The sequence below is a fragment of the Azonexus sp. genome, assembly GCF_030824335.1.
Taxonomy (GTDB): domain Bacteria; phylum Pseudomonadota; class Gammaproteobacteria; order Burkholderiales; family Rhodocyclaceae; genus Azonexus.
Genome location: NZ_JAVBXX010000042.1, coordinates 62,978 through 78,194, shown reverse-complemented (window position 1 = coordinate 78,194; position 15,217 = coordinate 62,978). Strand labels below are relative to the sequence as shown.

Annotated in this window: 14 protein-coding genes and 1 tRNA gene; 7 read left to right on the top strand and 8 right to left on the bottom strand. The window is 62.3% G+C overall.

The window, feature by feature from the left end; all coding sequences use genetic code 11:
* Positions 1 to 139 precede the first annotated feature (139 nt).
* Positions 140 to 502 (top strand): hypothetical protein, encoded by a 363-nt coding sequence (locus RCI20_RS16900; RefSeq protein WP_306607606.1) that lies wholly within the window; start codon positions 140 to 142, stop codon positions 500 to 502.
* A 408-nt stretch (positions 503 to 910) separates the two neighbouring features.
* On the opposite strand, the gene RCI20_RS16895 is transcribed toward RCI20_RS16900, so the two are convergent.
* The 7 genes from RCI20_RS16895 to RCI20_RS16865 form a co-directional block, all read right to left on the bottom strand.
* A tRNA-Asn gene (locus RCI20_RS16895) sits at positions 911 to 986 on the bottom strand.
* 55 nt (positions 987 to 1,041) lie between these two features.
* Positions 1,042 to 1,977: a ribosome biogenesis GTPase YlqF gene (gene ylqF, locus RCI20_RS16890; protein ID WP_306607604.1), complete on the bottom strand. Its 936-nt coding sequence runs from the start codon at positions 1,975 to 1,977 to the stop codon at positions 1,042 to 1,044.
* 32 nt (positions 1,978 to 2,009) lie between these two features.
* A complete protein-coding gene (gene moaD / locus RCI20_RS16885) occupies positions 2,010 to 2,258 on the bottom strand; it encodes a molybdopterin converting factor subunit 1 (RefSeq protein WP_306607602.1) in 249 nt (82 codons plus the stop codon).
* Positions 2,255 to 3,478 (bottom strand): gephyrin-like molybdotransferase Glp, encoded by a 1,224-nt coding sequence (gene glp, locus RCI20_RS16880; RefSeq protein WP_306607600.1) that lies wholly within the window; start codon positions 3,476 to 3,478, stop codon positions 2,255 to 2,257. The genes moaD and glp overlap by 4 nt, the downstream gene beginning before the upstream one ends.
* Positions 3,472 to 3,993, bottom strand: coding sequence for a molybdopterin-guanine dinucleotide biosynthesis protein B (mobB, locus tag RCI20_RS16875; protein WP_306607598.1), 522 nt, complete (start codon positions 3,991 to 3,993; stop codon positions 3,472 to 3,474). Before mobB ends, glp begins: the two co-directional genes overlap by 7 nt.
* Positions 3,994 to 4,011: 18 nt before the next feature.
* Positions 4,012 to 5,145: a hypothetical protein gene (locus RCI20_RS16870; protein ID WP_306607596.1), complete on the bottom strand. Its 1,134-nt coding sequence runs from the start codon at positions 5,143 to 5,145 to the stop codon at positions 4,012 to 4,014.
* Positions 5,142 to 7,067, bottom strand: coding sequence for an ATP-dependent DNA helicase (locus RCI20_RS16865; protein ID WP_306607594.1), 1,926 nt, complete (start codon positions 7,065 to 7,067; stop codon positions 5,142 to 5,144). The genes RCI20_RS16870 and RCI20_RS16865 overlap by 4 nt, the downstream gene beginning before the upstream one ends.
* Before the next feature lie 253 nt (positions 7,068 to 7,320).
* Between RCI20_RS16865 and RCI20_RS16860 the strand changes: the two genes are divergently transcribed.
* The 5 genes from RCI20_RS16860 to RCI20_RS16840 all read left to right on the top strand — a co-directional run bounded on the left by RCI20_RS16860 (position 7,321) and on the right by RCI20_RS16840 (position 13,375).
* Positions 7,321 to 8,169, top strand: coding sequence for a fumarate reductase cytochrome b subunit (locus tag RCI20_RS16860; protein WP_306607592.1), 849 nt, complete (start codon positions 7,321 to 7,323; stop codon positions 8,167 to 8,169).
* A gap of 3 nt (positions 8,170 to 8,172) precedes the next feature.
* Positions 8,173 to 10,164, top strand: coding sequence for a fumarate reductase flavoprotein subunit (locus RCI20_RS16855; protein WP_306607589.1), 1,992 nt, complete (start codon positions 8,173 to 8,175; stop codon positions 10,162 to 10,164).
* Positions 10,161 to 10,919, top strand: coding sequence for a fumarate reductase iron-sulfur subunit (locus RCI20_RS16850; RefSeq protein WP_306607585.1), 759 nt, complete (start codon positions 10,161 to 10,163; stop codon positions 10,917 to 10,919). Before RCI20_RS16855 ends, RCI20_RS16850 begins: the two co-directional genes overlap by 4 nt.
* Positions 10,920 to 11,014: 95 nt before the next feature.
* Positions 11,015 to 11,536 (top strand): molybdopterin-dependent oxidoreductase, encoded by a 522-nt coding sequence (locus RCI20_RS16845; RefSeq protein ID WP_306607583.1) that lies wholly within the window; start codon positions 11,015 to 11,017, stop codon positions 11,534 to 11,536.
* Positions 11,537 to 13,375, top strand: a complete 1,839-nt coding sequence (locus tag RCI20_RS16840) for an ATP-binding protein (RefSeq protein WP_306607581.1) — start codon at positions 11,537 to 11,539, stop codon at positions 13,373 to 13,375.
* A gap of 13 nt (positions 13,376 to 13,388) precedes the next feature.
* Here the strand turns inward: RCI20_RS16840 and RCI20_RS16835 are convergent, their stop codons facing one another.
* A complete protein-coding gene (locus RCI20_RS16835) occupies positions 13,389 to 14,162 on the bottom strand; it encodes a sulfite exporter TauE/SafE family protein (protein WP_306607579.1) in 774 nt (257 codons plus the stop codon).
* 97 nt (positions 14,163 to 14,259) lie between these two features.
* On the opposite strand from RCI20_RS16835, the gene RCI20_RS16830 reads away from it, so the two are divergent.
* Complete coding sequence (locus RCI20_RS16830) at positions 14,260 to 15,180, top strand: LysR family transcriptional regulator (protein WP_306607578.1); 921 nt, start codon at positions 14,260 to 14,262, stop codon at positions 15,178 to 15,180.
* Positions 15,181 to 15,217: the final 37 nt, after the last annotated feature.

The window sequence follows — 15,217 nt, the reverse complement described above, 5'->3', positions numbered from 1 at the left end:
GGAGCGAATGTCATCAGGGCCGGTGCCGACGGGCATCACAGTAGGCCGGATAGATTCCTGCAGCCTGTTACCAAAGAACCAACAACTTATTACTTGCAAATCGGGGGAGTCCATAGATATACGTTAGGATGCACTGCGCATGTGGCCTCGGTTGAAACCGTTGATAATTGGCTTGGCTCTATCTGCTGCCATTTTCATAATCTGTTTTGTCGTGCTTCAGATTGCAATCGCCGTTGTACCCGAAGAGTCTTTCGGCCCTGTAGGCCTAGAGCTTTACTTCGCTTGGGCAATCCTCATGTTGTTCTTTCCAGCCTTTGCAGCAGGGTATGTGGCTAAGGGCAGCGGCGCTGTCTACGGCGCGCTATTGGCCGGCATTCCCATTATTCTGTTCTCTCTAGTTACCGAGGGTTCTCCCTCCGTTTTTTATCTAATGTGGTTGGCAGTAGCAGCCGTTGGCGGGCATCTAGGGCAAGTTATGGCGTTAAAAAAACGTGCTTCCTAACATTTCGGTCAAAGCCGCTCCCTCCGGTCGCTGGACGCTGCGCGATAAAGCTCCGCGCAGCGTCCTTTACCTAAAACGTTAACGCTGTAGAAAAACCCTTTTCCAGCCCGATTTCCGACAAATAAATGGCGCAGGTTTGATCTGCGCCATTTTGCTTTTTCATGCTTCTGAACTGATCAACCGCTGCATGCTGATTTCTGGGATGGCGGTTACCACCTGACGAGGGGCTTCTCCTTTTTTGCCTACTGCCCGTACCCGTGATGCGCTAATTTCTCGATGTTGTGCGCGAGGCAATACACATAAGCAGCAAGCAACTTATAAAAAACAGAGCAACAACAGCCAAAAAGCAGAAAAACCTTCAGACAGCAAAAAGCCCACTCCGAAAAGTGGGCTAAGTGCTTGAATCTATGGCTCCCCGACCTGGGCTCGAACCAGGGACCTACGGATTAACAGTCCGGCGCTCTACCGACTGAGCTATCGAGGAAAAGTCTCGCCCTGCGGCGAGAGGCGCGGATTATAACCAGCTTTTCGGAAAAGGCCTAGTGCTCTGCGTCTTCATCGGTCGACGAGGTTTTTCCCTTGTTTTCTCCGTTGACCGCAGCAGCCTGGGCCAACTGTCTGGCGCGTGCTTCGCGCAAGCTTGGGGTTTCCAGCGTGATGCGGCCGAGCGTGCCGGTCCGGTAATCGTTGATCAGGATGCCGGCGGCTTTTTCCAGGTCGAGTTCGCCGCCCCGGCCCTTGATCAGACAGCCACGCTTTTTGGCGATGCCTTCGATGACGGCGACCGCATCCATGCCCTGCAGGTCGAAGCCGTAACGCGCCGTGAGCAGCGCCGGGTAATGCTCGATCAGGAAACCGGCCAGCCAGGTCCCCACTTCCTCGTCGATGTAGGCATTGACGCCGACCGAATGGCTGGCTGCCATCATCAGGCCGTCGATCGGATGACTGATCTTCGGCCAGAGCATGCCGGGGGTGTCGTAGAGCGTCAGGCGCGAGTTGATATCGATGCGCTGCTGGCTCTTGGTCACCGCCGGCTGATCGCCGACCGCAGCCACCTTTTTCTTGACCAGCGCGTTCATCAGCGTCGACTTGCCGACGTTGGGGATGCCCATGATCATCAGGCGCAGCGGCTTGACGGCATCGCAACGGTGCGGCGCAAGCTTTTGCGCCAGACCGGGAATGCGGGCCACATCGCTGGCCTTCTTGCAGGAAATCGCCACCGCCTTGACGCCGGGTTGCGCGTCGAAATAGGCCAGCCAGGCCTTGGTCGCTTCCGGGTCGGCGAGGTCAGCCTTGTTCAGCAATTTCAGACAGGGGCGCTGACGGAAGGTGCGCAATTCGTGAATCATCGGATTGCTCGACGCCTGCGGCAGGCGGGCGTCGAGGACTTCGACGACGACGTCGGCCATGGCCAGCGTCTCGCCCGCTTTTTTGCGGGCTTGCGTCATGTGGCCGGGGAACCATTGGATGGACATTGTTTTTCCTGTTTTTCTGTTTTTGTAAGGGCTTAGCCGCCGGTCACCGGGGGAAAGAAGGCGATTTCATCACCATCCTTGATGCCGGTGTCGAGCGCCGCCATGTCCTGATTGACCGCGCAGCGCAGGTTTTTTGCCGTGCCCAGCGCCGTTCTGCCCTGGCCGATCAGCCAGTCACGCAGGGCGCCAACGGTGTTGATCTCGGGCGGCAGCGCCAGGGTTTCGTTGCTGGTGCCGAAAGCTTCGCGCAGGCTGGCGAAATAAAGGATTTTCACGCTCATGACAGCAAGGCCGAAAAGGGAACGAAGCGCACGATGTCGCCGGGCTGCACGGCCTGCCCCGGCGGATTGAGGACCAGCCCGTCGCTCCAGCACAGCGAGGTGACGACTGCCGATCCCTGATTGGGATAAAGCTCGACGCCGCCTTGTGCATTCAGGCTGGCGCGCAGGAATTCCAGCCGGGCATCGGGCCGTGCCCAGGTGTAATCGGCGCGCAAGGGGTAAGCACGCGGCTCGACCTCGCGCATACCCTGAAGGCGCAGGATGAAGGGACGGACCAGCATCAGGCAGGTGACAAAAGCCGCAACGGGATTGCCCGGCAGGCCGATGAACCACGCTTTGCCCGCGCCGCCCTCCGCACTCTCCGGCTTGCGCACTTCGCCAAAGGCCAGCGGCTTGCCCGGTTTGATGGCGATTTTCCACATATCGAGCGAACCTTCGGCTTCGACCGCCGGTTTGACGTGATCTTCCTCGCCGACCGAGACGCCGCCACTGGTGACGATCAGGTCGTTATCGGCCGCGGCCCGGCGCAGCGCGTCGCGCGTCGCATCCAGATTGTCCGGCACCGTGCCGAGATCGCGCACTTCGCAGCCCATGCCTTCGAGCAAGGCGCGCAGCGCGTAGCGGTTGGAGTTGTAGATGGCGCCGGGCGGCAGCGGCTCGCCCGGTTGCACCAGTTCGTCGCCGGTAAAGAAGACACCAACCCGCACGCGCCGGAAAACCGGCAGCTCGGGCAGTCCCGCCGATGCGGCCAGCGCGATTTCCTGAGCGCGCAACCGGGTGCCGGCCTTCAGGATTTCGCCACCGGCCAGGATGTCCTCGCCGCAGTGGCGGATATTCTCGCCAGCCCGCGGCACATGATTGATCACCACGCCATGTTCGCCATGTTCGCAGCGTTCCTGCATGATCACTGCGTCGGCGCCGGCCGGCACCGGGGCGCCGGTAAAGATGCGGGCGGCGGTGCCCGGTTGCAGCGTCGTGCCGACGGTGCCAGCCGGAATGCGCTGGCTGACCGGCAGACAAACGCCGGCCTCGGTCACGTCGGCCAGCCGCACGGCGTAACCATCCATCGCGGAATTATCGAGGGGCGGCACGTTGACCGCAGAAATCAGCGCCTGCGCCAATACGCGGCCAGCGGCAGCGGTAATCGGCACATGGCGGGTTTCCTCGACCGGCTGCGCCGCAGCGAGCAATTTTTCCAGAGCGTTTTCGAAACTCAGCATGGCTTTTCCTGCAAGGGTATGGCATTCAGTGCCAGATGCCCGATGATGAAATCGGCAATCGCGGCGGCATCGTTCAGCGGCAAGAGCGGAATATCCGTGACGATGGATTCGTCGCAGGCGACCGCCACGATATCGTCGCGTTCGACGTGCAACGGCGGTTTGCCGTTGGCTGGACGATGCACTTCCAGCTTGGGCACCGGTTCCTGCTTGAAACCTTCGACCAGCACGAGGTCGCAAGGTGCCAGCCGGGACAACAAATCATCCAGCCTCGGCTCGGCTTCGTCGCGGCATTCGTGCATCAGCGCCCAGCGCGTGCCGCAGGCGAGCATGACTTCGCCGGCGCCGGCTTCGCGGTGACGATAGGAATCCTTGCCCGGTTTGTCGATGTCGAATCCGTGATGTGCGTGCTTGATCACCGAGACCTTCAGGCCGCGCGAGATCAATGCCGGAATGAGTTTTTCCAGCAATGTCGTCTTGCCGGAGCCGGACCAGCCGGCGATGCCAAATACTTTCATGGGGCGGATTTTACCCTCTCATGCCGCGAACACCGGCGCAAAACCGCCGCCCGGCGTCCGGAAATTGGTCGTTTGCCCCTGGTAAAGACGGGCGGCAAGCAACTGGATATGGCCGTCGTACACGAAGCAGCGGAAGTCGGCCTTCATCTTCTGCATTTCGCCATTGACCGGCACCTCGTGTTCGGATGGCGGGGCGATTTCCTGCGCGATGTAGTCGCCCTGCAGGATTTCTTCGAATACGCGACGCGTCAGTTTGTCACCACGATACGCGGCGCGGCTGCCGAAACCGGCCGGCGGCTTGAAGAACCAGCGCTTGCGCCCGGCCCAGATGGCTTCTGCCTCGCCCGGATCAACCGCCACCGTGCGCGGCACACCGGCCAGCAGGATTTGCTGCGTCGTGCGGTCGACACCCAGTTCAGCCAGTTTTTCCGGGTCCGACAAGGTCATCAGGTGGCGCTTGTCGGCATGCGTGGCATGCGCCGCCGGGTGCGGCGTCAGCACCACGCCGCCCGCCGCGAAAACCTCACGAATATCGCGGTCGACCGCAGTATCGAGGTAAAAATCGGTCAGCCGGTTGTAGATCATGTCGACCGGTTCGCCGGCATGCAGCAGTTGATCGCCAGCGCGAACAAAGTCTGCCGGGTCGGCAATCACCGCAGCGATGCCGTTGGCGGCGAACAGATCGCGGAACAATTCGAACTCCGGCGCCAGAAACTGCCCGGCCGGCGCTTCGTCCACAATCGCAATACGCTTCAACGGCTGATCGCCACGTTCCAGCCGCCATTCGGCACGGAACATCTCGAGGATATCGGCGATGAAGCGCGCGCCCTCGTCTTCCTTGCCATGTGCGGCAAGCAGATAGGCGTTGAGCAAACCGCCGCCGGCGTTGGTGTTGATTTCGATCAGTTTCGGGCCGTCGACCGTCAGATGGAAGTCGTAGCCCATGAACACGCCACGCGCCGCAACCGGTCGCCGGGCGATTTCCGGCGCCTGCGCCAGCACCATGGCGCGGAAGGCTGGCAGCGCCAGCACCGTTTCGATGGCACCGACAATCTCGGCCATGGCCTGCAATTGGGCCGGCGCGACGCGAATGTCGGCGGCAGAAAAAAGTGATGGCTGGCGCTCGGCCAGTCGGTCAAAGGTAGCTTTCATCGCTGGGCAAAAAAATCAAGTACGACGGACAACTCACGCGTGCGTTTCATCGGCGGCAGACTTTGCCACACGCGGCGGCCATAGGGCTTTGATATAAGTCGGGGGTCGCAGATCATCAGCACGCCCTTGTCCTCCTCATCGCGAATCAACCGGCCAGCGCCCTGCTTGACGTTGATCACGGCGCGCGGCAACTGGTATTCGATGAAGGCGTTGCGGCCCTGCTTTTTCATTTCCTCGATGCGTGCCGAAAGCACCGGATCGTCGGGCGGCGCGAAGGGGATTTTATCGATGACGACCAGCGACAGTGCCTCGCCGCGCACGTCGACGCCTTCCCAGAAACTCTGGCTGCCGACCAGGATCGCCGCGCCGTGATGGCGGAAGCGTTGCAGCAAGTCGTTCTTGCTGCCCTCTCCCTGGACCATCAAGGGCATGTCCAGACCTTCATCTTCGAGCTTCGCTTGCAACAACTCGTGCGTCCGGCGCATGGCGCGCAGGCTGGTGCACAAGAAGAAAGCACCGCCCTTTGCCGCCTTCAGCGCCGGCCAGGCGGCTTCGACGACGGCATCGGTGTAATTCCAGTCGTTCGGTTCAGGCATGCCCATCGGGACATACAGCACCGCCTGTTCGCCGTAATCGAAGGGGCTTTGCCAGCAGCCGCTTTCCGGGTCGCCCAACCCGAGTTCGGCACAGTAATGATGAAACCGCCCCTGCACGGCCAAGGTCGCCGAAGTAAAAATCCAGGCCCGCGGGTGGCCGCCCATCTGCTTGCGGAAAATACTCGCTACATCGAGCGGCGTGCTGTTCAGTTGCAAGGCATGGGTAAAGGCCTCGGCCCAATAGACGAAGCCGGAATCGGCCGGCGATTGCCAGTTCACCAGTCGCTCGACCAGTTCGCCAGCCCGCTGCCAGCATTTTTCCAGCCCCTCGGCTCGTTCGGCCTGGGTTTCCAGCAAAGCGGTAAACTTGGCGGTTTCCTCGATCAGCACTTGCAGGGCGGCCGGAAATTCGGGCTTTTCAAGCAGTTGACCGGCGGAAAAGCGCCCGCTGTCGAGGCCGACGGCCAGACGCAAATCCTTGGCCGCCTTTTCCATCGCCTTGCTGGCAATCGGCAAATCCAGGCAATCGCGCGCATGGGTCAGCCCTTCGGTGCGCGCATCGCGGGCCAGATCGAGGACTTGTGCGGTCGACACGCTGTCGCCGAAGAAAAGCGTCGCCACTTCCGGTAGCTGGTGCGCTTCGTCGAAGATCACCGTGTTGCAGGCCGGCAGCAGTTCAGCCATGCCTTCGTCGCGCAGCATCACGTCGGCGAAGAACAGGTGGTGATTGACCACCACCAGATCGGCCGCCATCGCCTCCTTGCGCGCTTGCATGACGAAACACTCTTTGTAATCCGGACACTCCTGGCCGAGACAGTTGTCGCGCGTCGACGTGGCGTGCTGCCAGACCGGCGAATTTTCATTGACCTCGATGCATTCGGCCTTGTCGCCGCTCTGCGTGGTCTTGGCGAAAACCGAGATGCGGCGGGCATCGGCGGCATCCTCGCGGGTCAGGAAACGCCCCTCGGCAATGGCGCCTTGCAGGTGATACGGACAAACGTAATTGGCCCGCCCCTTGAGCAAGGCGATCTTGACCGGCGCCTTCAGGATGTCGCGCACCATCGGCAAATCCTTGTTGAACAACTGGTCCTGCAAGGTTTTGGTGCCGGTGGAAACAATGACTTTGCCGTTCGACTTCAGCGCCGGCACGAGGTAGGCAAAGGTCTTGCCGGTGCCGGTCCCGGCCTCGGCGATGAACACGCTGTTTTCCTTGATCGCAGCCGCAATGCGTTCGGCCATCTCGACCTGCTGGCTGCGCACGCGATAACCGGCAATGGCTTTGGCCAGCGGGCCGTCGGGGGAGAAGATTTCCTGGAGGGAGGACAAAGGGAATGGCGCCGTAAAAGGAAAGAAACTAGGCCGGGTGTGCCGGCGCCGGCATCTTAGCAGAAGCCCGGCATGGCCACCGGCACCAACGTGGTGCATTGCAACATCCAAAGCAACAAAATCTCATAGAACAAGGCCTGATATGGAAAATTAAAATGTTGCATTGCACAATAATTGATCCTCGATTGGCCCCGGACATGGTAGATTGCAGATACAACAAAAACCTAAGAGCGTCCCCCAAGGAAGATCAGCCATGAGCCAAATCGCCAAATCCTCGCCCCTCGTCCCACCGGCGCTACCGGAAGCTCACCGCCAAACCGGGATTCCCGAGCTCGCCCGACAGTCGCTGAATGAGTCAAGCACCCGGAAAAGCCGCTGGCCGGCCCGGCTGGATCTGCTGCAAAGCCTGTCCGGTCTGTTCCTCGCGCTGTTCCTGGTGGCTCACATGGCCTTCGTGTCGAGCATTCTGATCAGCCAGGAATTGTTCTACCGCGTTGCCCGCTTTTTTGAAGGCGAATGGCTGTTCGGCCAGCCCTACCCCATCCTGGTTTCGCTGGTTGCGGCGGGCATCACCTGCCTGCTCGTCGTCCACGCCTGGCTGGCGATGCGCAAGTTTCCTGCCGGTTACCGCCAATACCGGGCTTTTACAGCCCACAAGAGCCGCTTGCGGCACAACGATACCAGCCTGTGGTGGTTGCAGGTACTGACCGGTTTCGGGCTGTTTTTCCTGACCACCATTCATCTTTACGACATGCTCAGCCAGCCGTCGATGATCGGCCCGTACGAATCGGCCGACCGCGTATGGAGTGGCGGCATGTGGCCGATTTACCTGATGCTGTTGTTCACTGCGGAGTTGCACGGCGGCATCGGCCTCTATCGGCTTGCCGTCAAATGGGGCTGGTTCGTCGGCGACGAGCCGGATGCCGGCCGGCGCCGTTTGCGCCGCGTGCGGCACGTATTCAGTACGTTTTTCATTACCCTGGGGCTGCTTACCTTGCTCGCCTACATCAACCTCGGCCGTGCCCATGCCGAACTGGCCGGCGAACGTTATGTTCCCCCTGGCAATACGCTGAATACTACGGTCAACGCCGGGAAACACTGAAAAATGGAAATCATCCATAGCGACGTCCTCGTCATCGGCGGCGGACTGGCCGGCCTGCGCGCCGGTCTGGCAGCGCAGAAGCGCGGCCAGCAGGTGATCATCCTCAGCCTGGTGCCGCCCAAGCGCTCGCATTCGGCCGCCGCCCAGGGCGGCATGCAGGCGAGCCTGGCCAATGCCCTGAAGGGCGCCGGCGACAACGAAGACGTGCATTTCGAAGACACCGTACGCGGCAGCGACTGGGGCAACGACCAGGAAGTCGCGCGCATGTTCACCCACGTGGCGCCGAAGGCGGTGCGCGAGCTGGCAGCCTGGGGCGTGCCGTGGAACCGCGTCGAGGCCGGTGAACGCACAGTGATCATCGACGGCAAGCCGGTGACGCTGACGGAAAGCGCCGACGCGCACGGCCTGATCACCGCACGCGATTTCGGCGGCACGCGCAAATGGCGCACCTGCTACGTCGCCGACGGCACCGGCCACGCGATGCTGTACGCGGTCAGCGACCAGACCATCGCCGCCGGCATTCCGGTGCATGAGCGGCGCGAAGCGGTGGCGCTGATCCACGACGGCGAACGCTGCCACGGCGCCATCGTCCGCAACCTGATCGACGGCAAGCTGAGCGCCTATGTCGCCAAAGCCACCTGCATTGCCACCGGCGGTTTCGGCCGGCTCTACCAGGCGACCACCAACGCCGTCATCAACGAGGGCATCGGCGCCGCCATCGCGCTGGATACCGGCGTCGTGCCGCTGGCCAACATGGAAGCGATCCAGTTCCACCCGACCGCGATCTTCCCCGCCGGCATCCTGGTCACCGAGGGTTGCCGGGGCGACGGCGGCCTGCTGCGCGATGTCGACGGCCACCGCTTCATGCCCGACTATGAGCCGGAAAAGAAGGAACTGGCGTCGCGCGACGTGGTGTCGCGGCGCATGGAAGCGCACATCAAGGCCGGCAAGGGCGCCAGCAACCGTTTCGGCCAGCATCTGTGGCTGGACATCACGCTGCTCGGCGAAGCCCACATCAACCACAAGCTGCGCGAAGTGAAGGAAATCTGCCAGTACTTCCTCGGCATCGACCCGGCCAAACAGTGGATTCCGGTGCGCCCGGCGCAGCATTACTCGATGGGCGGCATCCGCACCAACGCCGACGGCGCGGCGCGCGGCCTCAGGGGTCTGTTCGCCTGCGGCGAAGCGGCCTGCTGGGATCTGCACGGTTTCAACCGGCTGGGCGGCAACTCGGTCGCTGAAACCGTGGTTTCCGGGATGATCGTCGGTGAAGCCATCGCCGATTTCTGCGCCTCGACGGCAGGTGAACTGACGGTATCGACGGCGCTGATCCGCCAGTGTTTCGAGCGTGCGCAATCGGAGTTTGCCGCCATTGCCAATCACCACGGCAAAGAAAGCGCCAGCCTGCTGCTGCGCGAAATGCAGGCGACGATGACCGCCCAGGTCGGCATCGTCCGCCACGGCGAAGCCATGAATGCTGCGGTCAACACGCTGCAGGACCTGCTTTTGCGCAGCCGCGACCTCGGCCTTTCCGGCCGGCGCAGCGGCGCCGACCCCGAACTGACGCTGGCCTGGCGCCTGCAGAAGATGCTCAAGCTGGCGCTGTGCGTCAGCTACGGTGCCTTGCAGCGCACGGAAAGCCGCGGCGCGCATTTCCGCGAGGATTACCCGCAACGCAACGACGCCGACTGGCTCAAGCGCACGCTGGCAAGCTGGCCCAACAGCGAGCAGACCTTGCCGACGTTGAATTACGAATCGCTCGACATCGCCCGCATGGAACTGCCGCCCGGCTGGCGCGGCTACGGCACGCGCGACGCCATCGAACACCCGCTGACCGCCGGCCGTCAAGCCGAAGTGGAAGCCACCCGCGCCGCCCTGGCCAGCAGCGACCGGCACGCCGTGCAAGCCGCGCTGATGCCTTTCCGCCACCTGCTGCCGGCGCACTTGCGCGGTGACAATGCGCGAATTGGGCAGCACCCCGGAGAGAACGCATGATCACCCTGTTCCGCAAACCGAAACCGGGCGCGGCACCGCGCCGCCTGACCCTGCACATCCTGCGCTGCAACCCGGCCGACCCGGCGAGCAAGCCTTATCTGCAAGCCTTCGAGCTGGAAGAAGCGGAAGGCATGACGCTGTTCATCGCGCTCAACGAAATCCGCGCCACGCAAGACCCTTCGCTGCAGTTCGACTTCGTCTGCCGCGCCGGCATCTGCGGCAGTTGCGCGATGCTGGTCGACGGCCGCCCGGCACTCGCCTGCCGGACGCTGACGCGCGATTACGGCAGCGACATCACCCTCGCCCCGCTGCCCTTCTTCGAGCTGATCGGCGATCTGTCGGTAAATACCGGCAAGTGGATGCGCGGCACCGCCGAACGCCTGCAGACCTGGATCGCGCAAAGCGAAGCCGTCGACCTCGACGCGCTCGAAGCGCGCATGGAACCCGCGCTGGCCGAAGCCATCTACGAACTCGACCGCTGCATCGAGTGCGGCTGCTGCATCGCCGGCTGCGGCACGGCACAGATGAACGAAAACTTTGTCGGCGCCGTCGGCCTCAACAAGATCGCCCGCTTCCGCCTCGATCCGCGCGACACGCGCAGCGACGCCGAGTTCTTTGAACTGATCGGCGACGACGACGGCGTCTTCGGCTGCATGAGCCTGCTCGGCTGCCACGACCTCTGCCCGAAGGAGTTGCCGTTGCAGACGCAAATCGCCTTCCTGCGCCGCAAGATGGCGGTTACCGGATTGTATTGAATGCCTGAACATCGGGGTGCAAGCAAACTGAAAAGTTGCCACAAGCCTGCGCTATCATCGCGTCCCATTGCCCATCGCCTCAAGGAAAACCTGCAATGAGATTACTGCGCCAGCTCTCCCTTGCTTGTGTACTTTCGCTCTCCAGTCTCAGCTTGTTTGCCCAGACTGGCGCACCGCAAGCCGTTTCGCTGTCCGCCCTGCCCGCGGGTAAAACAGTTCTGACGGTCAAGGGAACGAATGGCGTACGCAAGTTCAGCATCGCCGAACTGGAAAACCTGGGTACCCATCGCCTCAACACAAAAACCTTCTGGCCAGCCGACGACGGCACTTACGAAGGCGTACTGCTGAGCACCATTCTCAAACAGGCCGGGATCGAAAGCTCGGAAGCCATCCGGGTTCGCGCACGCGATGGCTTCTCTCAGATCATTCCGCGCCAGGACTGGGAAAAATGGCCCATCCTGCTGGCTACCCGCCGCGCCGGCAATGCCATCCCAACTCGCGACAAGGGGCCGCTGCGCATCATCTACCCGCGCGACATGTCACCGGAACTGGCCGATACGCTTTATCGCTTGCGCTGGGTCTGGCTGGTCGACTTGATCGAACCTGCAGGCAAGTAGATGAGCGGGGCATGGCTCAAGCGATATGCACTTGCCGCAGCAGCCGTCGTACTGACGAGCACCGGAGCGATCACCTATCTGGCGAGCAATATCGCCCGCATTGAAGAAGCCCTGCCGCTGGCGTCACTGCATAAGGAAAGAGACTTTTCCGTCCTGCAACTTGATCTGGCACGCCTGGAAACAATGTTGGCAATTGCCGCGCACAACCCCGGCGAAGCACAACTGGAACAAACCGTTTTTGCGCTCGATCTGGTATCGCTGCGCCTGCGCGATAACCGGGCACTCTATGCGGGCGACAGCAAGGATATCGATGCCCTGCAGGATGCCATCGAGCAGGCCTTGTCCGGGCTCGACAGCCAGCTTTTGGCCCCGACACGCGATGGACTCGATGCCAGCCTGGAAACGATAAGAGTCCAGCGCGATACGCTGCAAATGCTCAATGACACGATTTTCCAGAAATCGATGGAACAGGTTTCCGGGCAACGAGAACATCTCGCCGGGCTGAAACAGTCAATGTCCGTCCTGATTGCGCTGGCCGGTCTGGCCGGTCTGTCCCTGATACTGATGTTGTTCCGTCTGCGCCAGAACCTCCTGACCATGCAGCAGCAGGGTGAACAGCTAAAACAGCGCGAGGAAAGCCTGCGGCGTGCCAAGGAAGCCGCCGAAGGCGCCAACGAGGCAAAAAGTCGCTTCCTGGCCATGATGTCGCACGAAATCCGGACCCCCTTGAACGGCATCCTCGGCATGGCACAACTGCTGTTGATGTCCGGTGTCGACGATGTGGAACGGCGTGAATATGCACGGACCATCCTTAACTCCGGCCAGACGCTGCTCACGCTGCTGAACGACATTCTCGACCTGTCGAAAGTCGAAGCCGGCAAACTTGAACTCGACCAGTTGGCTTTCGAACCGCTGTGCGTGATCGACGAAGTTGTCTCGCTATTCAGCGAAGCAGCGGCAAACCAGGGCCTGACAGTACAAGCCGGCTGGTATGGCCCGACCGGGCAACGCTACCTGGCCGACCCGATACGCCTGCGGCAGATGCTGTCCAATTTGCTCAGCAATGCCATCAAGTTCTCAAGCTGCGGCGACATTCAGGTCGAAGCAAGCGAGATCGCGCAGGACGACAAATCTGCCCTGCTTGAATTCTCGGTAACCGACAGCGGCATCGGCATCGCCCCTGAGAAACTCGATCAGCTTTTCCTCCCCTTTTCACAACTCGACAACTCAACGACCCGCCAGTACGGCGGAACGGGATTGGGCCTCTCCATCGTACGCAATCTGGCCGAACTGATGGCTGGCGAAGTTGGCGTCGAAAGCACACCAGGCAATGGCGCCCGTTTCTGGTTCCGTATCCGGGCTGAACGTATTGCCGAAGGCAACGAAAGCCGGAAGACGCCACGCCTGGAAAATGCATTGCCCAGCCCGCCAGCCCCGGCAGAAGAATTCGACGATATTCTGGTGGTCGAGGACAACCCGACCAATCGCAAGGTGATCGAGGCCTTGCTCGGCAAACTGGGGCTAGCCACCCGCAGCGCCGAAAATGGCCAGGAAGCCGTTGCAGCAATTGCCCATAAACGCCCGCGACTGGTGCTGATGGACATCCAGATGCCCGTGATGGACGGCCTTGAGGCATGCCGCATCATCCGCCAACAGGAAACGATGCAGCAAACGCCACGCCTGCCGATCATCGCCCTGACCGCCAGCGCTTTTGCCGAAGATCGCCAACGATGCAGTGATGCCGGCATGGACGACTTCCTGACCAAGCCGATCAACTTCAGCAAACTCAAGGCCAGCCTGAGTCAATGGCAGATCGAGCCGCCAGCCCGACAAGCTTGATCCACGGCAATTCTCAGCGCGGCGCCAGCGCCAGCCACAATGCCGTCGCCAGCAGCATCCAGGCGAAGGCTGCGCGCATGCGGCGTTCCGGCAGTTTGTGCGCGAGTGCGACGCCAGCGGCGACGGTGAACATGCCGCCAATCGCCATCGGCAAACCGAGGCTCCAGTCCACGCGCTGGGCGCCGGCGTAGGCGCTCAGTGCGACCAGCGAACTCGGTGCTACCAGTGCCAGCGCCAAGCTTTGCGCTACTGTCTGGCGCTGGCCGAGCCAGCCGGAGAGCAGCGGCGTAGCGACCAGACCTCCGCCGATGCCGAGCAAGCCCATGCTGCTGCCGCCGGCAACGCCGACCAGCGGCAGCGCGGCCGGGCGCAGCGGCACGCCGGTGAGCGGTTGGCGCCCGCCGCGTCCCTGCCAGAGCAGGCGCAGCGCGAGGATGCCGAGGAAGGCGCAGAACAGATGGCCGAGCAGTTGCGCGTCGAGCCGCGTGGCGAAATGCGCCAGCAGCCAGGTGGTCAGCGTTGCCGGCAGGGCAATCGCCAGCACCGCCCGCCAGCCAACCGGATGTTTGCGGCTGTAACGCCACCAGCCGATCAGCAGGTTCGGCACCATCAGCACCAGCGCCGTGCCCTGCGCCATCGCCTGATCCATGGCGAAAGCGAGGACGAACAACGGAATGGCGATGATGCCGCCGCCGATGCCGAACAAGCCACCAAAAAAACCCAAGGCGGCGCCGATGGCCAGCGCCAGCGAGAGATCGGCAAGGGGGAGCAGGTGGAGCAGAGGCATGGGAATGTTGCGGTCAACGAGGGAAAAGCCATGATATTCAGCACAGCCAAAGATACAATGGCGCAACATTCAATTTATTATTGCGTTTAAAGCACGAATGAACGACGTTCCCGATCTCGCCTTCTTCAGCCTGCTCGCCCGCCAGCCCAGCCTGGCGGCGGCGGCACAAGCGCTCGGCATCACGCCGCCGGCGGTCAGCCGCCGGCTGGCAGCGCTGGAACAACGCCTCGGCGTGCGCCTGCTCAACCGGACGACACGGCGACTCAGCCTGACCCCCGAGGGGGAACGTTACCTGGAGGACGGCGAGCAGATCCTGCGCGACATCGAGCGCCTGGAACGCTCGCTCGGTGAAAGTCGTGAGCAGCCGCAGGGGCTGTTGCGGATCAACGCCGGCTTCGGTTTCGGCCGCCGCCACCTCGGCCCGGCAATTTCCGATTTCGTCCGCGACTGGCCGGACGTCGAGGTCATCCTCCACCTCTCCGACCGCACGCTCGACCTGACCGAACACGCGCTCGACATCGCCATCCGCTTCGGCCCGCCGCCGGATGCGCGCATCCTCGCCCGCCGCATCGCACCCAACCGCCGTTTGCTGTGCGCTGCCCCCGCCTACCTTGCCGCCCGCGGCATGCCACAGACGCCGCGCGACCTGCAGGCGCACGACTGCATCGTCATCCGCGAGAACGAGCGCGCCTTCAACAACTGGCAATTGACCGATGGCAACCAGCAGGTCACCGTCAAGGTACGCAGCCCGCTGGCCGTCAATCACGGCGAAATCGCCGTCGACTGGGCGCTGGCCGGGCACGGCATCGTCCTGCGCTCGGCATGGGACATCGCCGCCGACCTGCGCAGCGGCCGCCTGGTCCGCGTGCTGCCTGAGTGGGCCGGCATCTCGGCCGACATTCACGCGCTCTATCCGCAACGTCATCTGCTGTCGGCCAAGGTGCGCGTCTTCCTCGATTTTCTTGAACAACGTTTCGCCAGCTGGCGTGAAGACGGGCAAAACCCCGGCCCGCAGTGAGCCGATTGCGGTTACCATGCGCGACAGCCATATTAGC

Coding starts and splice junctions, on each gene's coding strand:
- RCI20_RS16900 (WP_306607606.1), top strand. CDS start 140: ATGTGGCCTCGGTTGAAACCGTTGATAATTGGCTTGGCTCTATCTGCT.
- ylqF (WP_306607604.1), bottom strand. CDS start 1,977: ATGTCCATCCAATGGTTCCCCGGCCACATGACGCAAGCCCGCAAAAAA.
- moaD (WP_306607602.1), bottom strand. CDS start 2,258: ATGAGCGTGAAAATCCTTTATTTCGCCAGCCTGCGCGAAGCTTTCGGC.
- glp (WP_306607600.1), bottom strand. CDS start 3,478: ATGCTGAGTTTCGAAAACGCTCTGGAAAAATTGCTCGCTGCGGCGCAG.
- mobB (WP_306607598.1), bottom strand. CDS start 3,993: ATGAAAGTATTTGGCATCGCCGGCTGGTCCGGCTCCGGCAAGACGACA.
- RCI20_RS16870 (WP_306607596.1), bottom strand. CDS start 5,145: ATGAAAGCTACCTTTGACCGACTGGCCGAGCGCCAGCCATCACTTTTT.
- RCI20_RS16860 (WP_306607592.1), top strand. CDS start 7,321: ATGAGCCAAATCGCCAAATCCTCGCCCCTCGTCCCACCGGCGCTACCG.
- RCI20_RS16855 (WP_306607589.1), top strand. CDS start 8,173: ATGGAAATCATCCATAGCGACGTCCTCGTCATCGGCGGCGGACTGGCC.
- RCI20_RS16850 (WP_306607585.1), top strand. CDS start 10,161: ATGATCACCCTGTTCCGCAAACCGAAACCGGGCGCGGCACCGCGCCGC.
- RCI20_RS16845 (WP_306607583.1), top strand. CDS start 11,015: ATGAGATTACTGCGCCAGCTCTCCCTTGCTTGTGTACTTTCGCTCTCC.
- RCI20_RS16840 (WP_306607581.1), top strand. CDS start 11,537: ATGAGCGGGGCATGGCTCAAGCGATATGCACTTGCCGCAGCAGCCGTC.
- RCI20_RS16835 (WP_306607579.1), bottom strand. CDS start 14,162: ATGCCTCTGCTCCACCTGCTCCCCCTTGCCGATCTCTCGCTGGCGCTG.
- RCI20_RS16830 (WP_306607578.1), top strand. CDS start 14,260: ATGAACGACGTTCCCGATCTCGCCTTCTTCAGCCTGCTCGCCCGCCAG.